Below are 20,515 nucleotides of genomic sequence, written 5' to 3' on the forward strand. Positions count from 1 at the left end.
CCGGCTGCTATAGACAGCGGGAGATCCTCGGTTCGTTTGATTAGCTTTAACGTCGCATAAAGCCATGTTCGGCCAGTTTGGCCAGTGTCAGTCCTGCGCCGTCCGATTCAGCTTCCGGTGCCCGGCAGCTGACCAGTCGCTCCAGATAGCGGGCAATAATATCCACTTCCAGATGCACCTGGCGACCGGCACTGTAGTCACCAATGATAGTTTCCTGCACCGTGTGCGGCACTATGTTCAGCTCGAAACAATCATCATTAACGGCATTCACGGTGAGGCTGGTGCCATCGACCGTTATTGAACCTTTGCCCGCAATATAGCGCTTAAGGTTCGCCGGTGCACGAACTACAAAGCGCACCGAACGGGCATCGTCGGCACGGGAGAGTACTTCACCCACCCCGTCGACGTGACCGGTCACAATATGCCCGCCCATCCGGCTGCTGGGCATCATCGCTTTTTCAAGATTAACCTTCTCACCCTGCTTCAGAGCCGGGAAGCGGGTATGCGCCAGGGTTTCACGCGACACATCGGCCCAGAAACCATCACCGGGCAGGTCGATCGCCGTCAGGCAGACACCGTTGACTGCGATACTGTCACCCAGCTTGACGTCGGCCAGATCCAGCTCAGCAGTGCGGATATAGAGCTGCATATCACCCTGACGTTCTTCAATCGCGGCAATCGTCCCCACCGCTTCAATAATTCCGGTAAACATCAAGCTTCCTCTAAATCAGTCAGACAGCAGCCCGGGGCACCAGGGTCAGGCGAATATCCTGCCCCACCATCCGGCTATCCTGCAGGGTCAGGCGATACTGCTGCTGCATCTGCTCCAGCGGCAGCTCAAACAGCGGACGCGCGGCAGACCCCAGCAGGGTTGGCGCCATATAAAGTACGATTTCATCCAGCAACTGCGCTGCGACAAAAGCCCCGGTCAGGGTCGCGCCGGCTTCCACCAGCAATTCGTTACACTCTTCCTGCTCCGCCAGGTACTTCAGCAGCGCCTTCAGATCGACCCGTTGCTCCCGGACCGGTAACAGCAGGATTTCAGCACCAGCGGCCTTCAGTTCGGCCTGCCGCGCCTGATCATTGTTGCAGGTCGCAATCAGTGTCCGTCCCGGCTGGGACAGAATGCGTGCCGTCGCGGGCATCCGCAAGCCACTGTCGACAACGATCCGCAGCGGCTGGCGCTTAACCACTTCAGCGGCATTCACCAGCCCCAGCTCCGCCTCGCGCAGGGTCAGCGACGAATCATCATGCAGGATGGAATCCACACCCGTGACAATCGCTGAACTCCGTGCCCTTAGCTTCTGTACGTCCGAGCGGGCCGCCGGGCCTGTAATCCACTGCGACTCGCCACTCTGCATCGCAGTGCGTCCATCCAGGCTCAGCGCCGACTTGCTGCGAACAAAAGGCAGGCCCGATTCCATCCGCTTGATAAAGCCGGGATTCAGTGCCCTGGCTTCGGTTTCCAGCAGGCCAGAGGCCACTTCGATTCCCGCCTCTTTAAGGATATTCAGGCCCCGCCCGGACACCCTGGGGTTGGGATCGACCATGGCACAGACCATCCGGCTGATACCGGCTTTCACCAGCCCTTCGGCACAGGGCGGCGTGCGCCCATAGTGACTGCAGGGCTCTAAGGTCACATAGGCCGTTGCGCCACTGGCATTGTCGCCCGCGACCGCCAGTGCATTGACCTCGGCATGGCCCTCACCGGCACGCAGGTGAAAGCCTTCACCGACGACTTCGCCGTCTTTGACCAGAACACAGCCAACCCGCGGGTTCGGTGCGGTGGTATAGAGTCCCTGTCGCGCCAGACGGATCGCCCGTGCCATAAATTCACGGTCCGCAAGGGAAAACAGATCGCTCATGAGGACGGCTCCTCAGCATCATCGGCCCGCAGGGCGCCGGAGGAGAGCCGCTCGATCTCTTCCCGGAACTCATTGATGTCCTGAAAACTGCGATACACCGACGCAAAACGCACATAGGCGATCTCATCGAGGCGACGCAGTTCGGCCATTACCTCTTCGCCGACCTGACGGGAGGGCAGTTCGCGTTCACCGGTCGCCCGCAGGCGATGCTTGATACGGTTTATAGAGGCTTCAAATTCTTCTACAGAGACAGGACGCTTTTCCAGCGCCCGGTGGATACCGGCGCGGAGTTTGTCTTCATCGAAAGGCTGTCTGGAACCGTCAGCCTTGATCAGCTTAGGCATTAACAGTTCGGCTACTTCATAGGTGGTAAAGCGCTCATGACACTGACTGCACTCCCGACGGCGGCGCACCTGCTGGCCTTCAGCCACCAGTCTTGAGTCGACCACTTTGGTTTCGTGGGCAGCGCAAAAAGGACAATACATCGTCAGTTCCTGTACAAAGAGCGTGGGCCCTGAAGCCCGGTATAAAGAGCGTAGCGGAGCTTTGCCAATGCTGAGCTCCAGACATAAAAAAGGGCGGTCAGATGACCGCCCGCGCATTGTACATGTTTCGTCCGGTTACTTGTAGACCGGGAAACGTGCACAGAGGTCTTTTACCTGTGCTTTCACACGGTCGCGAACCTCTTCGCTGTCGATATTGTCCAGTACATCACAGATCCAGTGAGTCAGCTCAACCGCTTCTGCCTCTTTCAGGCCACGGGTGGTGATCGCCGGAGAACCGATACGCAGACCGGAGGTCACGAACGGAGACTGCGGATCATTAGGCACAGAGTTCTTGTTCACCGTGATGTTCGCCGCACCCAGCGCAGAATCAGCCGCCTTACCGGTCAGGCCCTGCTTGATCAGGCTCAGCAGGAACAGGTGATCGTCAGTACCGCCGGAAACCACTTCGAAGCCACGTTCGATAAAGACGTTAGCCATCGCCTGGGCATTCACCACCACCTGCTGCTGGTAAGCTTTGAAGTCGTCGCTCATCGCTTCTTTGAAGCAGACTGCTTTAGCTGCGATAACGTGCATCAGCGGGCCACCCTGACCGCCCGGGAAGACAGCAGAGTTCAGCTTCTTCTCCAGATCGGCGTTACCTTTGGCGATGATCAGACCACCACGCGGACCGCGCAGGGTCTTATGAGTGGTGGTGGTAACAACATCGGCGAAAGGTACCGGGTTCGGGTAAACACCCGCCGCGACCAGACCGGCAACGTGTGCCATGTCAACAAACAGGAACGCGCCCACTTTGTCAGCGATCTCACGGAAACGCGCCCAGTCAACCACCCGGGAATAAGCGGAGAAACCGGCAACGATCATCTTCGGCTTGTTTTCCAGCGCCAGACGCTCAACTTCTGCGTAATCAATTTCGCCGGTATCTGCGTTCAGACCGTACTGAACCGCGTTGTAGATCTTACCGGAGAAGTTAACCTTGGAACCGTGTGTCAGGTGACCACCGTGGTCCAGGCTCATGCCCAGAACCGTATCGCCTGGCTCGCACAGCGCCATGTAAACAGCAGCATTAGCCTGGGAACCGGAATGCGGCTGTACGTTGGCGTAATCGGCACCAAACAGCGCCTTGGCACGGTCGATCGCCAGCTGTTCAGCCACATCGACGTACTCACAGCCACCGTAGTAACGCTTCTCCGGATAGCCTTCGGCGTATTTGTTAGTCAGCTGCGAACCCTGCGCTTCGATAACGCGCGGGCTGGTGTAGTTTTCAGAGGCGATCAGCTCGATGTGCTCTTCCTGACGCACAACCTCTGCCTGCATAGCAGCCCAGAGTTCCGGATCGAAGTCAGCGATTGACATATCTTTAGTAAACATTGCCAGGTTGTCCCCTACGAGTGCAATGATCCTGCCTGATTGAAACGACGGTGCAGCGCCGATGCAGAAAAATCCGCTCAACCTGAGGCAGGGTGTGGTGGAAAAGCGCGCATTATAGCGAATCCGTCGCTAAACGACACTTGAAAGGCGCTCAAAGCTAAGCGCATGAGATTCATACCATAATTCACTGAATCTCCACCGGGGAGTTCAGGCTCAGGCAATCCAGCGCATCCGGCCGCGCCAGCAGGTATCCCTGCCCGATATCACAGCCGATGCGGCTGAGATAAGCCTGCTGCTCCAGCGTTTCGATACCTTCGGCGACAACCTTGAGATCGAGCCGGTGCGCCAGCTCCACGATGGTGTTAACGATCGCCCGGTCCTTACTGTCATCAGCCACATGCATGACAAAATTGCGATCGATCTTCAGCACATCGATGGGCAGTCGCTTGAGGTAGTTGAGGGAAGAGAATCCCATACCAAAGTCATCGATGGCGATTGAAACACCCAGGTCACGTAGTCCCTGCAGCAGATTGATACTGGCATCAATATCGTCGATCAGCACCGTTTCGGTCACTTCCAGCTCCAACAAGCAGGGATCGACTCCGTATTCCCTCAGTATCAGCTGTACCGTATCCACCAGCTTGCCGTCGTAGAACTGGCGGCCGGAGAGGTTGACCGCCACCGGTAACGCCACCTTGCCAGCCGACATCCGCCGGATATCCCGGCAGGCCTGACGCAGTACCCAGTTACCCAGCTCTGAAATCAGGCCGGTCTCCTCGGCCAGCGGTATAAACTGCGCCGGAGATACCATCCCCTCGGTTGGATGCGGCCAGCGGATCAGGGCCTCAAGGCCTCTGATTTCGCCGCTTTCCAGACAATATTTAGGCTGATAGTGGAGACAAAAGCCGCCTTCACTGAGGGTCTGGCGTAGTTCACTTAGCAGGCGCATCCGGTGCAGGGCCAGGGCATGCAGCTCGGGAGAGAAAAACTGGTAGTTGTTCCGCCCCATCGCCTTGGCTTTGTAGAGGGCCAGATCGGCATGCTTTTGCAGGGTGGTGGCATCATCACCATCAATGCGCACATAGGCGATGCCAATGCTGCAGGAGATAATCAGCGACTGTTCCGCTATCTGCAGCGGTACCGACAATTTTTGCAGAATCCGCTCTGCCATCATACTGCAGCCACTGCTGGCACTCTGCACGATCATACCGAACTCATCGCCTCCCAGCCTTGCCAGGCTGTCGCTTTGACGGATACATTGCTGCAGGCGACGGGCGGTCTCTATCAGTAACTGATCACCCACATCATGTCCCAGGGAATCATTGATGTGCTTAAAGTTATCCAGATCGAGATACATCAGGGCATAGCGCGCAGATCCCCGGTGCACCAGTGCGATGGCTCTGTCCAGTCGCTGGTTAAACGAGCGCCGGTTTTCCAGCCCGGTCAGCGGATCGTAAAACGCCAGCGCTTCCGCCTCGGCACGGGCCTGTTCCGCCATCTCGGCCTGGTGACTGGCTTCCTTCAGCAGCGCCCGTATTCGCTGGCCCATCTGAGCCAGCGTAACGGCCAGCCGGCCGGTACTGTCGGTGCTGGAAAACGGCGGGCGACGCGCATCCCCGGCGACCACTTGCTGAGAGAACTCCGCCAGCAAGGCCAGGCGGCTGCGCAGTACACGCCCCATCGCCCCCCAACAGATCAGATTAACCAGCAAAATCATGACAACCACGCCCAGTAAGAGCTGTTCAGTACGCAGGATTTTCAGGCGCAACTCAGACAGGGCATTCTGCGAGCGCAGACTTGCCTGCTGCAGCGCCGCCTGCGCATCCTGATTGATCTGAATCTGCTGACTGTTGATCTCTTCGATACTGACGAAGACATCGTCCAGCGGAATAAAACTATTACGGAATAACCGTTGCCGGTCATTACTGCCAGAGGTCTCCAATAACTCCTCCAGCAACTCCAGCGCGATACCGCTGGATTCCATCAGATGGAGCTTCAGTGCCTCCGGCAAATGCGGGGTACTGCCGGGCAGTCGGTCATAGTTCTGCTGCATCTCCCGATGCAGGGCGATAATCGCGCTGTCATCGCGGTCCGGATCCAGCACCAGCAACTCAAATTCACTGCGAAAGCGGGTAATCAGCGATGACAGTTCGTTGAGATAAAGCTCCATCGGCAGCTGATGCAGCAGAACCTGCTGCAGCCGATTATCGGCTTTCGCCGCCAGTTGCAGGTTGTTTGCGACGGAACGCTCGACTTCATCCAGCGATGCTTTACTGAAAAGCAGGGCGCCACCCAGCGCGAGAAGCACCGGCAGCAGCCCTAATACCGCCAGCATCTGCAGGCTGTAGCGCCGCCGGCTTCTGAACAATTGGGTGAATGGTAACTTCATGGCATCAGCCGGAACCTCAGAGTCTCTGAAATCAGATGCTCGGGACTCTCAGAGCGATTAAAGACCGCAATCCCGCCGAGAACATCAGTCCCCATTACGAACCGGGCATCGTCAGCATGCCCCGTATCCAGCTTACGCTTTAACTCCAGAGACCAGTGACCGTCCTGCCATTGGCTGGCGGCATTGACATCGGTAGAGGAACCTTTAAGGGGGCCCGGGTTGAGAATATATTTCGGCTTCAGGTCACCGTCATATCTGCGATAGCGCTTGGTCTTGTAGAGGCTGTCACCCTCGTCCCATTGCCGCAGGACATAGATAGAACGGCCATCCGGCGCTTTCAGGTGTGCGGAACGCAACAACCGGTCATGACTGACAATGGTATTTTTATCATCTGCCAGCCCCAGCGGATCGCTGCGCGATGCTTTCCAGTGCCACATATCGGCGACGAAGCCATCGGACTGAAACCAGTCGGTATTGTAGTCGCCGGAAATGGCCAGCTGCACGGCTAACCGGTCTTCTCTCTGGTGACCACGCAGATACTTCTCTCTAGCCGTATCCCAGACATAGGGTTTATGTAAGCGGTCTTCATGGGGATCGGGCCAGACAAAGGCGAAATATACCTCGCCATCCAGGTAACCGGCGCGCAAAGCCATCTCAGAAGTGGCGGGCAGATCCGTTCCTGCCTGGCGGTTTGGGCGCAGGCTGATCTGATAGACCGGTAGCTGCCAGTCGCCCAGATCGCCATCCAGCTGCGGTGGCATACTCAGTGGCCTGATCTCAATCAGTCCGGAAGCGAAGCTGGTCATACTCATCAGGCAAGCTGACATCAGCGCGGCGGCGCGAAGTTGATCCCTCATCTGATAACACTCCTGGAATATCCCTGTAGAGATCAGATTAGTTCAGGATATCGGGAATGCACGGCCAGACAGCTTTCCAGCAGATATGCCGGAAAACGGATCAGGGTTAGCCATCAGGTAGCCTTATCAGCTAAAATTCGCCCATTCCTTTGAAACCCGCTAAATAGGTCCTGACCGAATGGCACAGTACGTTTATTCCATGAATCGCGTTGGCAAGATCGTGCCGCCAAAGCGCGAGATTCTGAAAGATATCTCCCTCTCGTTTTTCCCTGGCGCCAAGATCGGCGTACTGGGCCTGAACGGCTCCGGTAAATCCACCCTGCTGAAAATCATGGCGGGCCTGGACACCGAGATTATCGGTGAAGCCCAGCCGATGGCCGGCATCAAGGTCGGTTACCTGCCACAGGAGCCGGAGCTGGATGACAGCAAAACCGTGCGTCAGGTGGTTGAAGAATCCGTAGCTGATGTCAAAGAAGCGCTGGACGGACTGGAAGCGGTCTACGCCGCCTATGCCGAGCCGGACGCCGATTTCGACGAGCTGGCGAAGAAACAGGCCGAGTTCGAGAACCTGATCCAGGCCAAAGACGGCCATAACCTGGAGACCGCACTGGAGCGTGCTGCCGACGCCATGCGTCTGCCACCATGGGATGCCGAGGTGAAAAACCTCTCCGGCGGTGAACGTCGCCGTGTGGCGCTGTGCCGCCTGTTGCTGGACAAGCCGGACATGCTGCTGCTGGATGAGCCGACCAACCACCTGGATGCAGAGTCCGTGGCCTGGATCGAGCGCTTCCTGCAGGAATACCCGGGCACTGTAGTGGCGATCACCCATGACCGTTACTTCCTCGACAACGCGGCTGGCTGGATTCTGGAGCTGGACCGCGGACGCGGTATCCCGTACGAAGGCAACTACTCCTCCTGGCTGGAACAGAAGGAAGCCCGCCTGGCCCAGGAAGCCAAACAGGAAGCGGCCCACCGCAAGTCTGTCGCCTCCGAGCTGGAATGGGTACGTCAGGGCTCCAAAGGCCGTCAGTCCAAGTCCAAGGCGCGACTGAAACAGTTTGAAGAGATGAACTCCAAAGAGTTCCAGACCCGCAACGAAACCCAGGAGATCTACATTCCACCGGGTCCTCGTCTGGGTGACAAAGTCATCGATGCGGTCAACATCAGCAAAGCCTACGGCGATAAAGTGCTGTTTGAAGACCTCAGCTTCTCTATCCCGCAGGGTGCCATCGTCGGCATTATCGGTGGTAACGGCGCCGGTAAATCGACTCTGTTCCGCATGATTGCCGGTGAAGAGCAGCCGGATTCCGGTGCGATCGAGCTGGGCTCAACAGTACAGCTGGCTTACGTCAATCAGTCCCGCGAGATCGACGGTGATAAAACCGTATTCGAAGAGATCTCCGACGGTCAGGACATCATCACCGTAGGCAACTACCAGACCCCGGCCCGTGCCTACTGTGGTCGCTTCAACTTCAAGGGTGGCGATCAGCAGAAATTTGCCAAAGACCTGTCCGGTGGTGAGCGTAACCGCCTGCATATGGCCAAGCTGCTGAAAGAGGGTGGCAACGTATTGCTGCTGGATGAGCCGACCAACGACCTGGATATCGAAACCCTGCGTGCACTGGAAGAAGCCATCCTGGCCTTCCCGGGTTGTGCGGTAGTGATCTCCCATGACCGTTGGTTCCTCGACCGTATCTGTACTCATATGCTGGCCTACGAAGGCGACTCTCATGTCGAGTTCTTCGAAGGCAACTACACCGAGTATCAGGAAGACTACAAGCGTCGCTACGGTAAAGAGCATCAGCCTGAACGTATCAAGTACAAGCGAATCTCTGACCTCTGATTCCGCTTTGTTGAAGCGCAGAAAAAACAAAGCCGCACCCGAAAGGTGCGGCTTTTTCATTCCCTTGAGCCGATGTAAAAAGCTTAGCGGTTAGTACCAGACGCGTCTGGGTTCATTGCTGCGGACCGGGTATGCCACGTTGAGCATCTGTACCGGTCTCTGATACTCCCCCTTGGGGAGGCTGTTGCTATCGATAATGAAAATGGTGATCCGGCTTCTGCTGCTGGCAGCAGGCTGAGTATCTTTTGCGTCCCTTGCCCGTTTGTCGGTATCAATCCGTTGCTCTACCTGATAGAGGCGGTGATCAACGCTGTCATTGTGACCGTAGTCACGGGATGCTGCGGTTGCATTCAGCGCCACACCAGATGCAAAAATTGCAATAAAGAGTGCAGTCAGCTGTTTCATAGCGATACCCGAATATTAAGAGTCTGCGTAACAGGCTAGCCATCAGAACTGAAATCAATCTGAAAATGGTGACTACTGCTTAAACCATATTCAGCTGTACTGATAACCGCGCCATCTAATGAGTTATGAACTGATCGCCTGAACCGATCCGCTCATCTGATACGCAGCAGGATATGCTTAAAAACTGAAACCAATCTGAATTATTTGCTTATTTAATACCCATAAATGCAACAGTACGTTGCTACTCACTTCAGGACTGTCTCTACAGGGCCGCCACTTCAGGCCGCCAGCTGGAACTGGTCCCTGCCCTGCTCCTTCGCCTTATAGAGTGCATCATCGGCCCGCTTCAACAGTGACTCACTGTTATCACCGGCTTCCAACTGCGCTAGACCGATACTGGTAGAAAAACCGACGCTCTCTCCACCCGGGGTTTTCACCAGCGCATCGCGACAGGACTGCAGGATCGCTTCAGCGACCGACATCGCGACGTCCGGGTCTGAATGAGGTAACACCAGCATAAACTCTTCACCGCCGTAACGGCCTGCCAGGTCCTGCTGTGGCCGGCAATGACGACGCAGAATGGCGGCAAACTCCTTCAAAACCAGGTCTCCGGCGGCATGACCGTAACGATCGTTGTAGCGTTTAAAGTGGTCCAGATCGAACAGCATCAGCATCAGCGGCGCTCCGGACTCATGGCTCTCCACAATATCGGCATCAAGCTGGGTCATCGACTGGCGACGATTGGACAGGCCGGTCAGCGGGTCTCGCGATGCCTGGCGGTACAGTCCCATCAGCATACTAAGCTGATTGCAGGAGGCCCAGCCGGCGATCGCCCCCAGCACCAGCAGCAACCACAGGGCGTTAAGCGCCTCGATACTGCCAAAGACCCCGAAATAAACCTGGCCAGCAAGCTCAAACAGCGACACCACGGCGGCGTAACCCAGGGCTTCCACAATGGTTAGTGGAAAGATCGCCATCATGCAGATGATCATATAGGGGAAGAAATGGTACCCGGCCACCAGATCGCTATAGCCGCCCTGATGTAGCACCGTACTGCTGTAGGTCTGGAATACGCTCAGGCCGAGCATAAACAGCAACACCCGGACCCGGCTGAGCGTCAGCAGATAAGGTTTCAGAGTAAGGAAACCGATCAGCAGGCAGAAAGCCCCGCTCAGCAACCGCGCCCCGGCGATAGCCGGCAGCAGGCCTTGCGGCAACAGCATCCAGTCGATCAGTATCCAGGCGGGCTGCAGTATCCCCAGCAACAGCGCCAGCGTGCCGACCCGCCGGTAGAGGAAGTGACTACGCGTTTGATTAAAGTATCGGCTATGCCGCCGTCCATCCACCACATCCAGTATGATTTCCAACATATCAGATACTCTGCCTGTACCATTCGCCCGAGGACAGGACAGTTTGTTTGAGTCAAGATCATAAAACCTTGATCTGGTTCAGGTGTTTAGTATTTGAGCTGTTTCTAACATAAGCGGGCCATCACTCAGGTGCCGGTCCCGCGCCGGACTCGCAACAGGTTACGCAGCACACGAAATCCCCCGCCATAACGCCATAGTGCGCAGAGGATTTCCAAACCCCGCAACTCTGTACTAAGATCGGTTAAGGACTAACCACCAGTGAATGGAGCGCTCAGTGAAATCAACGGACAAATCAGAGCGGCGACGCTTTACCCGGATCGACTTTGATGCAGCCACCGAGTTGCGTACCCGGGGCTGGACCTCCAGTGTTCAGCTGGAAGATATCTCGTTCAAGGGCGTGCTGATCTGCTCAGATAAAGCGCTGGATCTGCTGCCAGGCGACCATGTCGATATCATTATCCACCTGGCCGGTGACGAGGAGGTGATGAACCTCAAAGCAACCCTGGCTCACCATCATCAGAATCACTACGGATTCTCCCTGCATGAAACCGATATCGACAGCATGACCCACCTGCGACGCCTGGTGGAGCTGAATCTCGGTGACGAGAAGCTGTTTGAGCGCGAAATCGAGCACCTGATGCCGGATGCAGTTTAGCCCATAGTATCTCAGGGGAGCGGGCTCGTTCGGTCTGAACCCGCTTCAGCGTCTTAAGCGCCGGCCTTTGTCACCGCTCAGACCGCATCCAGTGCATCTGAGAGGCGGCTTACGGCTACCACCTCCATTCCGGGTATTGCCTCTTTCGGCACATTGCCCTTGGGCACAATCGCGCGGCGAAAGCCATGCTTGGCCGCTTCACGGATCCGTTCCTGACCGTTCGGAACCGGGCGGATCTCCCCGGACAAACCCACTTCCCCAAACACCATCAGATCCTGTGCCAGCGGCATATCACGGAAACTGGATACCACGGCCAGCAGCAACGCCAGGTCAGCACCGGTTTCAAGCACCTTGACGCCGCCAACCACATTGACGAAGACATCCTGATCGCCGGTCATCAGGCCTCCGTGACGATGCAGTACGGCCAGCAACATCGCCAGGCGGTTTTGCTCCAGTCCCACCGCGACCCGGCGCGGGTTGTTCATATGGGACTGGTCCACCAGCGCCTGGATCTCAACCAGGATCGGCCGAGTCCCCTCCCATACCACCATCACCACACTGCCAGGACTGGACTCTTCGGTACGGCTGAGGAAGATCGCGCTGGGGTTTTTTACTTCTTTGAGGCCGTTCTCCATCATCGCGAACACCCCCAGCTCGTTGACCGCACCGAAGCGGTTCTTATGGGAGCGCAGCGTCCGGAAGCGGGAATCGCCCGATCCTTCCAGCTGCAGCGAGCAGTCGATCATATGCTCCAGCACCTTAGGCCCTGCAAGGGTGCCGTCCTTAGTGACATGTCCCACCAGAAACAGCACCGTATTGGTCTGCTTGGCAAAGCAGGTCAGGTAAGCGGCGGATTCCCGCACCTGAGATACCGATCCCGGAGCGGATTGCACATCCGCCATATGCATCACCTGGATGGAGTCGATCACCATCACCTTCGGCGTATGCTGTTCGGCGATGGTACAGATCTGTTCGACGGAGGTTTCCGACAACATCTGCAGCTTATCCACCGGCAGACCCAGCCGGCGCGCCCTCAGCGCAACCTGCTGCAGCGACTCCTCTCCGGTGATGTAAAGCGCAGGCATCACTGATGCCAGGTGACACATGGTCTGTAGTAGCAGCGTACTTTTGCCGGCCCCCGGCTCGCCGCCGATCAGGATTGCCGAACCCGGTACCAACCCGCCGCCCAGCACCCGGTCCAGCTCCTGGGTTCCGGAGCTGAAACGCGGCGTCTCCGCCACATTCACATCCGCCAGACTCTGTACCCGGTTCTGCACCGCGCCACCAGCATAGCCTTCATATCGCGCCCCGCGGGCACTGCCCTTAGCCGCCGACAGGCGCACCTCACTCAGGCTGTTCCAGGCATTACAGGCCGTACACTGCCCCATCCACTTGCTGTAGTCCGCCCCACACTCGTTGCAGACATATGCTGATTTTGCCTTCGCCATGGCAGACCCCGTTCAGTCATCAGAGAAATTCAATTGCGCGATATTCTACCGAAACTCCTCTTTCAACCGGAACAACTCTGCGCTTACAATCGATTCGGGTTATCCCTGAACAATATTGATCCAAATAAGAAAAGAGTAATCAGCAGGCAGAACCGACCGGATAGCAGACCGGTCGCCGCGGGCAACCAGCATCAACTGCCCGGCCTGATGAGGCCCCCGAAAGAGATAAAGGACGCACAGATGAAACTGGAAACCATCGCGGTACACGGCGGATACGAAACGGACCCAACCACACGCTCGGCAGCAGTGCCGGTCTATCAGACCACATCTTATACCTTTGACAGTGCCGAACACGGTGCCAACCTGTTTGACCTGAAAGAGCCGGGCAACATCTACACCCGCATTATGAATCCCACCACGGATGTGCTGGAAAAACGCGTGGCCGAGATGGAAGGCGGCGTGGCCGCGCTGGCAGTGGCATCCGGTATGGCGGCGATTACCTATGCGATCCAGACTCTGGTGGAAGTGGGCGATAATATTGTCTCCACCAGCGAACTCTACGGCGGTACCTATAACCTGTTCGCCCACACCCTGCCCCGTCAGGGCATTGAAGTACGTATGGCGAAGATGGACGATTACGCAGCACTGGAAAGCAAGATCGATGACAAGACCAAGGCCCTGTACTGCGAAACCGTCGGCAACCCGTCCGGCAGTATCGCTAACGTTAAGCAGCTGGCCGAGATCGCCCACCGCCACGGCGTACCGCTGATTGTGGACAACACTGTACCCAGCCCGTCTCTGTGGCGCCCTATCGAGCATGGCGCCGATATCGTCATCCACGCTGCCACCAAGTATATCGGCGGTCACGGTAACTCCATCGGCGGCGTTATCGTCGACTCCGGTAACTTCCCTTGGGCAGAGAATAAAGAGCGCTTCCCGCTGCTGAACACCCCGGATGTCTCCTACCACGGCGTGGTCTACACCGAAGCATTCGGCCCGGCGGCCTTTATCGGCCGTTGTCGCGTGGTACCGCTGCGTAATATGGGTGCGGCCCTGTCTCCGATGAACGCCTTCCTGCTGCTACAGGGGATCGAAACCCTGTCTCTGCGGATGGAGCGGATCTGTGAAAATGCGCAGAAGATCGCCGAATACCTGGAAAACCATGATCAGGTAACCTGGGTAAACTATGCCGGTCTCGCCAGCCACAAGGACAACGTCCTGGCGCAGGAATATATGGGCGGCAAAGCCTCCGGCATCCTCAGCTTTGGCCTGAAATCCGGCCGTGAAGGGACGCGTAAGTTTTACGATGCCCTGCAGATCTTCCTGCGCCTGGTGAATATCGGTGACTGCAAGTCGCTCGCCTCGATTCCGGCAGAAACCACACACCGCCAGCTGAACGACGAAGAACTGAAGTCGGCCGGTGTATCACCGGAGATGGTGCGCCTGTCGGTGGGCATCGAGCATATCGATGACCTGATCGCCGATCTGGACCAGGCCCTGCAGGTATCGGTGAGTTAATCCCGGACTCTAAAACAAAAAACGGACTCTATTGAGTCCGTTTTTTGTTTTCATGCTGGCGTTCAACCGGCCAGGTTAGCCACGGCTTCGATCGCTTCCGTCATCTGAAGATCAAGCTCCTCATTACAGCTGACACCGAAGTGCAGGTCCTGCAGCAGACCGTCATTCAGGCCATAGACCAGCGCATGAACCGACAGTTCCTGACCATTGGCCCAGGCTTTCTGTACCATGGTCGAGGTAGCAACATTGTAGGCCTGTTCGATTGCATTCAGCTCGCAGAGGCGGTCGAACAGACGCTCCTCCTCAGTGCAATTGCCCAGAATATCGCGGTACTTCAGAGCGATTGTGCGGATAGAGCGCAGCCAGTTATCGATAAGCCCCAGATGGTTATCCTCCAGCGCGGCTTTCACACCGCCACAGCCATAATGGCCCACCACCATGACGTGCTTCACCTTCAGCACCTCCACCGCATACTGCATCACCGAGAGGCAGTTCATATCAGCGTGGATCACCTGGTTGGCCACGTTACGATGTACGAAGACATCGCCCGGCAGCATATTTAATATCTCGTTGGCCGGCACCCGGCTGTCAGAACAACCGATCCACAGGTACTCCGGGGTTTGCTGCTGCGCCAGGGCCGCAAAAAAATCCGGTGCGTCGGCGTGCATGCGCGCCGCCCACTGGCGATTGCCTTCAAATAACTCTTGTAGTTTTTTCATTACAAATACTGGGAATTTCGCTGGAGATCAGATCTGATCAAACCTGATTAGACTTTGGCACTCATGCTGCCTGCAGATCCGGCCGCTTGCAAGGCTTTGTCTTTCAGATACAAAAAATCCACCCTGCCGGGTGGATTTTCCTGTCTGCGATAGCCCAAAGCGCCCGGGCGGGAAACCGTCCGGGACTCGGGCCGGGCAATTACTTGTGGTACTGGGCACTCAACTCATGCACGGCATCGACGAAGATCTTCGGCTGAGCCGGATCGACAAACTGGTGGATACCATGTCCCAGGTTGAAGACATGTCCACTGCCGGCACCGTAGCCTTCGAGGATAGTCGCCACTTCTTCGCGGATACGGGCTTCAGGAGCGTAGAGGACGCTAGGGTCCATATTGCCCTGCAATGCAACCTTGTCACCCACGCGGGCACGGGCGTTACCGATATCAGTGGTCCAGTCCAGCCCCAGCGCATCGGCACCGGCCTCGGCAATCTCTTCCAGCCACTGACCACCGTTCTTGGTAAACATGATCACTGGCACTTTACGGCCATCCTGTTCGCGGATCAGGCCGGAGACGATCTGCTGCATATATTTCAGCGAGAACTCGCGGTAACAAGGACCGCTCAGGGCACCGCCCCAGGTATCAAAGATCTGTACCGCCTGGGCACCACAGCGGATCTGCTCATTCAGGTAGTCGGTGACCGACTGCGCCAGCTTGTTAAGCAGCTCATGCAGGATCTCCGGGGTGGCGTACATCATCTTCTTGATATGGCGGAAGTCCTTGCTGGAACCGCCCTCAACCATATAGGTCGCCAGTGTCCAGGGGCTGCCGGAGAAACCGATCAGAGGTACACGACCGTTCAGTTCGCGGCGGATCTCGGTGACGGCATTCATCACATAATCCAGGTCGGATGCCGCCTTGGGTACCGGCAGATCAGCCACGTCCTGTTCGGTACGGATGATCTTTTTGAAGCGCGGGCCTTCACCCACTTCAAAGTAGAGCCCCAGACCCATCGCATCAGGAATCGTCAGGATATCGGAAAACAGGATCGCCGCATCCAGATCATAACGCTCCAGTGGCTGGATGGTTACTTCACAGGCCAGCTCTTTGTTTTTACACAGGCTCAGGAAATCACCGGCCTGAGCGCGGGTCTCGCGGTATTCCGGCAGGTAGCGTCCGGCCTGACGCATCATCCATACGGGCGTGCAGTCTACGGGTTCACGGAGCAGGGCGCGGAGGAATCGATCGTTTTTCAGTTCAGCCATTGTTTGCAGCCATCCAGAAGTCAAATAGAAAACTGCCGCCTATTCTAGCGATTTATGCGGCGAAATGCCCCTCGCCCCGACCAACCGACCTGTATTCAGGTCAATCTGTTGGGAGATTTTTGATAAAATAGAAGTAGCTGATCATTAATTAACCTGTATGATAGCAAGCATCTAACAAGAACAATTCTCATTTGTCAGATCTATTCGCATGGTAAAAACCGCAGATATCCTCAGCCTGCCCGATGACGCCGATACCCACGACCACGACTACCACCAGCTGGTACTGGCGATTGAAGGTAATACCTCTTTCGATATCGAGGGTCTGGGTCAGCAGGTCCGGGCGGGCAGCGGCTGCGTCGTACCCTCTACCACCAACCACGCCTTCGCCGGGGTGGGCGATAACCGTATCATGGTGGTGAATCTGCCCGTTCAGCACAGCTACACCGGTGATGAACGGGAACTGGTAGAACGGATCTTTGACCACGCCACCTACTTTTCCATGGACAGCCGCCTGCAAGTGCTGGCCAATGCCCTCAGTCTGGAGCTGCAGAGCCATCCTGAGGATTTGCTGCTGGCGCGCGCCTGCGGTAACACCCTGCTCTGCGCCCTGCAGCATCACCTGCACCTGCCGCAACGGCGCCGGCTGCCGGGCAGTATCGATATGGCCGCGATCAATGAATATATCCGCCTCAACCTGGGACATAAGATCTCGGTCGCTCATATGGCCGGTCTGGCCTGCCTCAGCAGCAGCCAGTTCCATGAGTTGTTCAAGCGCCAGAACGGCATGACACCGCACCAGTATCTGGTCGAACAACGTCTGCAGACCGCAAAAGAGATGCTGGAGCAGGGCAAGAGTCTGGTGCAGATTACCGACCTCTGTGGTTTCTCCAGCCAGAGCGCTCTGACCCATGCCTTTAAACAGCGCTTTGATATCACCCCTGCACGCTATCGCCGCAGTCAACGCTTTATCTGAATCCTGAACTATCCTTTATGGCAGCCGGGCGGGACACACCTGACTGCGCTCCCCCCTCCTAGACCGACCCGTTGGCCGCAACCGCGATGACTTTGTTCTCGACCGGATTTATCTGCAAAAAAACCAGAGCATTCCGTAAGACGCAAGATGACCGCTGTAACTAAAGTGGACAGCTAAATAGTTCAGGCCCGTTTTCACACGGGATTTTCAGGAATATGCATTATGTTTAAGGCGATTGATGCGCTACAGCCCGAGTTTATCAACAAGCCATGTGCAGACATCTGGCCGCTGATCTCTCCGCTGTACAGCGTGGATGAAAGTGACTGGCTGAAGCAGCTGCTGCCCCTGGCAGAGCCTGCGATTGATGAACTGGATAAAACAACAGAGCGCGCTACATCTCTGATTGAACAGGTTCGTGCCAATGACGGTGCGATCCATATGATCGACGCCCTGCTGCTGGAATACAGCCTGGATACCAAAGAAGGCATCCTGCTGATGTGTCTGGCAGAAGCCCTGCTGCGTGTGCCGGATGCCGAAACGGCTGACGCGCTGATCCGCGATAAGCTGGGTGTGGCCGACTGGAAAAAACACCTGAAAAACTCTGATTCCCTGTTCGTGAACGCATCTACCTGGGGCCTGCTGCTGACCGGTAAAGTCGTGTCTATGGACGAGAAGGAAGACGGCAGCCCTTCTGGCGCAATCAACCGCCTGGTCAACAAATTCTCCGAACCGGTCATCCGTCAGGCGATGCATCAGGCGATGAAGATCATGGGGCACCAGTTTGTCCGTGGCCGCACCATCGCCGAAGCCCTGAAACGCGGTAAGGCCTCCCGTGACCGTGGTTACACCTACTCCTTCGATATGCTGGGCGAAGCGGCGCTGACCTCTGCCGATGCCGATAAGTACTTTAATGATTATATGGCCGCCGTTGCATCGGTTGGCGAAGATACTTATCAGGGCCCAAGCCCACGCCCGACGATCTCAATTAAGCTCTCCGCCCTGCATCCGCGTTATGAGGTAGGTCAGGAAGCCCGGGTGATGGATGAACTGTTCGGCCGCGTACTGCAGCTGATCAAAAAGGCCCGCAGTCTGGATGTCGGCATCACCATCGACGCCGAGGAAGCGGATCGTCTCGAACTGTCACTGAAACTGTTTGAAAAACTCTACCGTGATCCAGCCAATAAAGGCTGGGGCAACTTTGGTCTGGTAATCCAGGCGTACTCCAAGCGTGCCCTGCCGGTACTGGCCTGGCTGGCTGCGCTGGCGGGTGAGCAGGGTGACCGCATTCCGGTACGTCTGGTGAAAGGCGCTTACTGGGACTCCGAAATCAAGCTGTGCCAGCAGCGCGGCCTGAGTGGCTACCCGGTGTATACCCGTAAAGAGGCTACTGATACTTCCTATCTGGCCTGCGCCCGCTTCCTGCTGAGCGATCAGGTCCGTGGCAAGATCTATCCACAGTTCGCCAGCCACAATGCCCATACCGTAGCCGCAATCTACACCATGGCACAGCACGGCGATTTCGAATTCCAGCGCCTGCACGGCATGGGCGATGCGCTCTACGACACGGTACTGAGCAGCTTCGATGTCAATGTGCGTATCTATGCGCCTGTGGGTAACCATAAGGACCTGCTGCCCTACCTGGTACGCCGTCTGCTGGAAAACGGTGCCAACAGCTCCTTTGTTCACCGCCTGGTCGATGCCCGCTGCCCTGTGGAAAACCTGGTTGAGCATCCGGTAGTGACGCTGAAAGGTCGCAAAACCCTGCACAACAACCGTATCCCGCTGCCACGTCACCTGTTTGAAGACCGCCTGAACTCCCGCAGTGCCAACATCGAGATTGAGCACGAGTGGCTGTCCTACAAAGCCGGTGTGGATAAGTTTATGTCCCAGGCCTGGCTCGGTGGCCCGGTAATCAATGGTCAGCTGCGCGAAACCGGCGATTGCCATGGCGTCAACGCGCCTTACGACAACAGCCATGTGGTGGGTCAGTTGCATTGGGCAGGCAGCTCAGAGGTCAATGAAGCGCTGGAGCTGGCACAGAACGGCTTCGCCGCCTGGAACGATACCCCGGTGGAACAGCGTGCTATCTGTCTGGAGAAAATGGCTGACCTGATGGAAGCCAATGAATCCGAACTGATCGCCATCTGCCACCGTGAAGCGGGTAAAACCATTCAGGATTGCATTGATGAAGTACGCGAAGCCGTGGACTTCTGTCGCTACTACGCCAATGAAGCCCGTGCCGGCATCGGTAAGCCACTGCAGTTTACCGCCTTCGATGGCAGCCAGCGCAATACCCTGCTGCAGGGTCGCGGTGTCTTTGTCTGCATCAGCCCGTGGAACTTCCCGCTGGCGATCTTCCTCGGACAGGTGGTTGCCGCGCTGGTTGCAGGTAACACTGTGATCGCCAAACCTGCCGAGCAGACCAGTATTGTAGCGGTACGTGCCGTGCAGCTGCTGCTGGAAGCCGGTGTTCCGGCCGACGCGATCGCCCTGCTGCCGGGTGACGGTGCCACCGTTGGTGCGCCACTGACCTCCGACAGCCGTATCGCCGGTGTAGCTTTCACCGGCTCTACAGAGACCGCTCAGCTGATCAATCGCTCGCTGGCTCAGCGTGATTGCGATCCGGTGCCGTTTATCGCCGAGACCGGCGGTCAGAACGCGATGCTGATCGACTCTACTTCCCTGCCAGAGCAGGTGGTGCGTGATGTGGTGCACAGTGCCTTTGCCTCTGCGGGCCAGCGCTGCTCCGCCCTGCGTGTGCTGTTTGTGCAGGATGTGATTGCCGATCGTGTGATTCCGATGATCAAAGGTGCAATGGCCGAGCAGGTTGTCGGCTACCCGGTAGCCCACAGCACCGATATCGGCCCGGTAATCGATCGCACCGCACAGCAGAAACTGTTGCAGCATATCGAACGGATGAAGAAGGAAGCCAAGCTGATCGCCCAGAGCGCTCTGCCGATGGATGCGGAAAAAGGCACCTTCGTAGCACCAACCGCGTTTGAGATCAGCGGTATCGACCAGCTGGAAAATGAGCAGTTTGGCCCGATCCTGCACGTGGTGCGCTATAAGGCGAAAGATCTGGATAAGGTGATCGACAGCATCAATGCCACCGGTTTTGGTCTTACCCTGGGTGTCCACAGCCGTAACGAACGCACCTGCAACCATATCGCCCGCCGCCTGCGCGCCGGCAATGTCTACATCAACCGCGACCAGATCGGTGCGGTGGTTGGCGTACAGCCATTCGGTGGTCAGGGCCTTTCCGGTACCGGCCCTAAAGCAGGTGGCCCGCGCTACCTGCCACGTTTCACCCGTGAAGTGACAGTCTGAGGAAAATG

At 56.9% G+C, this 20,515-nt stretch carries 16 protein-coding genes; 5 read left to right on the forward strand and 11 right to left on the reverse strand.

All coding sequences use genetic code 11. The annotated features are described in order from the left end of the window. Window positions 1-46: 46 nt before the first annotated feature. The 6 genes from Q354_RS0118980 to Q354_RS0119005 all read right to left on the reverse strand — a co-directional run bounded on the left by Q354_RS0118980 (window position 47) and on the right by Q354_RS0119005 (window position 6,985). Window positions 47-712 carry a riboflavin synthase gene (locus tag Q354_RS0118980; RefSeq protein WP_027858990.1) on the reverse strand — a complete coding sequence of 222 codons (666 nt, stop codon included), beginning with the start codon at window positions 710-712 and terminating at the stop codon, window positions 47-49. Between the two features lie 19 nt (window positions 713-731). After that, a complete protein-coding gene (gene ribD, locus Q354_RS0118985; RefSeq protein ID WP_036230648.1) occupies window positions 732-1,865 on the reverse strand; it encodes a bifunctional diaminohydroxyphosphoribosylaminopyrimidine deaminase/5-amino-6-(5-phosphoribosylamino)uracil reductase RibD in 1,134 nt (377 codons plus the stop codon). Next, window positions 1,862-2,350: a transcriptional regulator NrdR gene (gene nrdR / locus Q354_RS26480; RefSeq protein WP_051560344.1), complete on the reverse strand. Its 489-nt coding sequence runs from the start codon at window positions 2,348-2,350 to the stop codon at window positions 1,862-1,864. Before nrdR ends, ribD begins: the two co-directional genes overlap by 4 nt. A gap of 135 nt (window positions 2,351-2,485) precedes the next feature. Next, complete coding sequence (gene glyA / locus Q354_RS0118995; protein WP_027858992.1) at window positions 2,486-3,739, reverse strand: serine hydroxymethyltransferase; 1,254 nt, start codon at window positions 3,737-3,739, stop codon at window positions 2,486-2,488. A 184-nt stretch (window positions 3,740-3,923) separates the two neighbouring features. Next, the gene (locus Q354_RS27605) at window positions 3,924-6,128 is read right to left on the reverse strand and encodes a putative bifunctional diguanylate cyclase/phosphodiesterase (protein WP_051560346.1); all 2,205 of its coding nucleotides are present in this window, start codon (window positions 6,126-6,128) and stop codon (window positions 3,924-3,926) included. Continuing rightward, window positions 6,125-6,985: an ethylbenzene dehydrogenase-related protein gene (locus tag Q354_RS0119005; protein WP_027858993.1), complete on the reverse strand. Its 861-nt coding sequence runs from the start codon at window positions 6,983-6,985 to the stop codon at window positions 6,125-6,127. The genes Q354_RS27605 and Q354_RS0119005 overlap by 4 nt, the downstream gene beginning before the upstream one ends. Before the next feature lie 178 nt (window positions 6,986-7,163). Here Q354_RS0119005 and ettA point away from each other — a divergent pair, with 178 nt between their 5' ends. Further along, a complete protein-coding gene (gene ettA, locus Q354_RS0119010) occupies window positions 7,164-8,828 on the forward strand; it encodes an energy-dependent translational throttle protein EttA (RefSeq protein ID WP_027858994.1) in 1,665 nt (554 codons plus the stop codon). 90 nt (window positions 8,829-8,918) lie between these two features. Here ettA and Q354_RS0119015 read toward each other — a convergent pair whose 3' ends face one another. Further along, complete coding sequence (locus Q354_RS0119015) at window positions 8,919-9,233, reverse strand: hypothetical protein (protein WP_027858995.1); 315 nt, start codon at window positions 9,231-9,233, stop codon at window positions 8,919-8,921. 278 nt (window positions 9,234-9,511) lie between these two features. Then, a complete protein-coding gene (locus tag Q354_RS0119020; RefSeq protein WP_036230652.1) occupies window positions 9,512-10,603 on the reverse strand; it encodes a GGDEF domain-containing protein in 1,092 nt (363 codons plus the stop codon). A 274-nt stretch (window positions 10,604-10,877) separates the two neighbouring features. Between Q354_RS0119020 and Q354_RS0119025 the strand changes: the two genes are divergently transcribed. Further along, complete coding sequence (locus tag Q354_RS0119025) at window positions 10,878-11,258, forward strand: PilZ domain-containing protein (protein ID WP_245601091.1); 381 nt, start codon at window positions 10,878-10,880, stop codon at window positions 11,256-11,258. A gap of 77 nt (window positions 11,259-11,335) precedes the next feature. Here Q354_RS0119025 and radA read toward each other — a convergent pair whose 3' ends face one another. Next, window positions 11,336-12,706, reverse strand: a complete 1,371-nt coding sequence (gene radA / locus Q354_RS0119030; RefSeq protein WP_027858998.1) for a DNA repair protein RadA — start codon at window positions 12,704-12,706, stop codon at window positions 11,336-11,338. 240 nt (window positions 12,707-12,946) lie between these two features. Here radA and Q354_RS0119040 point away from each other — a divergent pair, with 240 nt between their 5' ends. Further along, window positions 12,947-14,224, forward strand: a complete 1,278-nt coding sequence (locus tag Q354_RS0119040) for an O-acetylhomoserine aminocarboxypropyltransferase/cysteine synthase family protein (protein ID WP_027858999.1) — start codon at window positions 12,947-12,949, stop codon at window positions 14,222-14,224. A gap of 62 nt (window positions 14,225-14,286) precedes the next feature. Here Q354_RS0119040 and can read toward each other — a convergent pair whose 3' ends face one another. Then, entirely contained in the window at window positions 14,287-14,943 is a 657-nt protein-coding gene (gene can, locus Q354_RS0119045) for a carbonate dehydratase (RefSeq protein WP_027859000.1), read from the reverse strand. 199 nt (window positions 14,944-15,142) lie between these two features. Next, window positions 15,143-16,207 carry a uroporphyrinogen decarboxylase gene (gene hemE / locus Q354_RS0119050; protein ID WP_027859001.1) on the reverse strand — a complete coding sequence of 355 codons (1,065 nt, stop codon included), beginning with the start codon at window positions 16,205-16,207 and terminating at the stop codon, window positions 15,143-15,145. Between the two features lie 208 nt (window positions 16,208-16,415). Between hemE and Q354_RS0119055 the strand changes: the two genes are divergently transcribed. Both Q354_RS0119055 and putA read left to right on the forward strand, forming a co-directional pair. Further along, window positions 16,416-17,180 carry a helix-turn-helix domain-containing protein gene (locus tag Q354_RS0119055; RefSeq protein ID WP_027859002.1) on the forward strand — a complete coding sequence of 255 codons (765 nt, stop codon included), beginning with the start codon at window positions 16,416-16,418 and terminating at the stop codon, window positions 17,178-17,180. Window positions 17,181-17,402: 222 nt separating this feature from the next. After that, window positions 17,403-20,507, forward strand: coding sequence for a bifunctional proline dehydrogenase/L-glutamate gamma-semialdehyde dehydrogenase PutA (gene putA, locus Q354_RS0119060; RefSeq protein WP_027859003.1), 3,105 nt, complete (start codon window positions 17,403-17,405; stop codon window positions 20,505-20,507). Window positions 20,508-20,515: the final 8 nt, after the last annotated feature.

The organism is Marinobacterium jannaschii DSM 6295 (assembly GCF_000620085.1).
Classification (GTDB): domain Bacteria; phylum Pseudomonadota; class Gammaproteobacteria; order Pseudomonadales; family Balneatricaceae; genus Pontibacterium; species Pontibacterium jannaschii.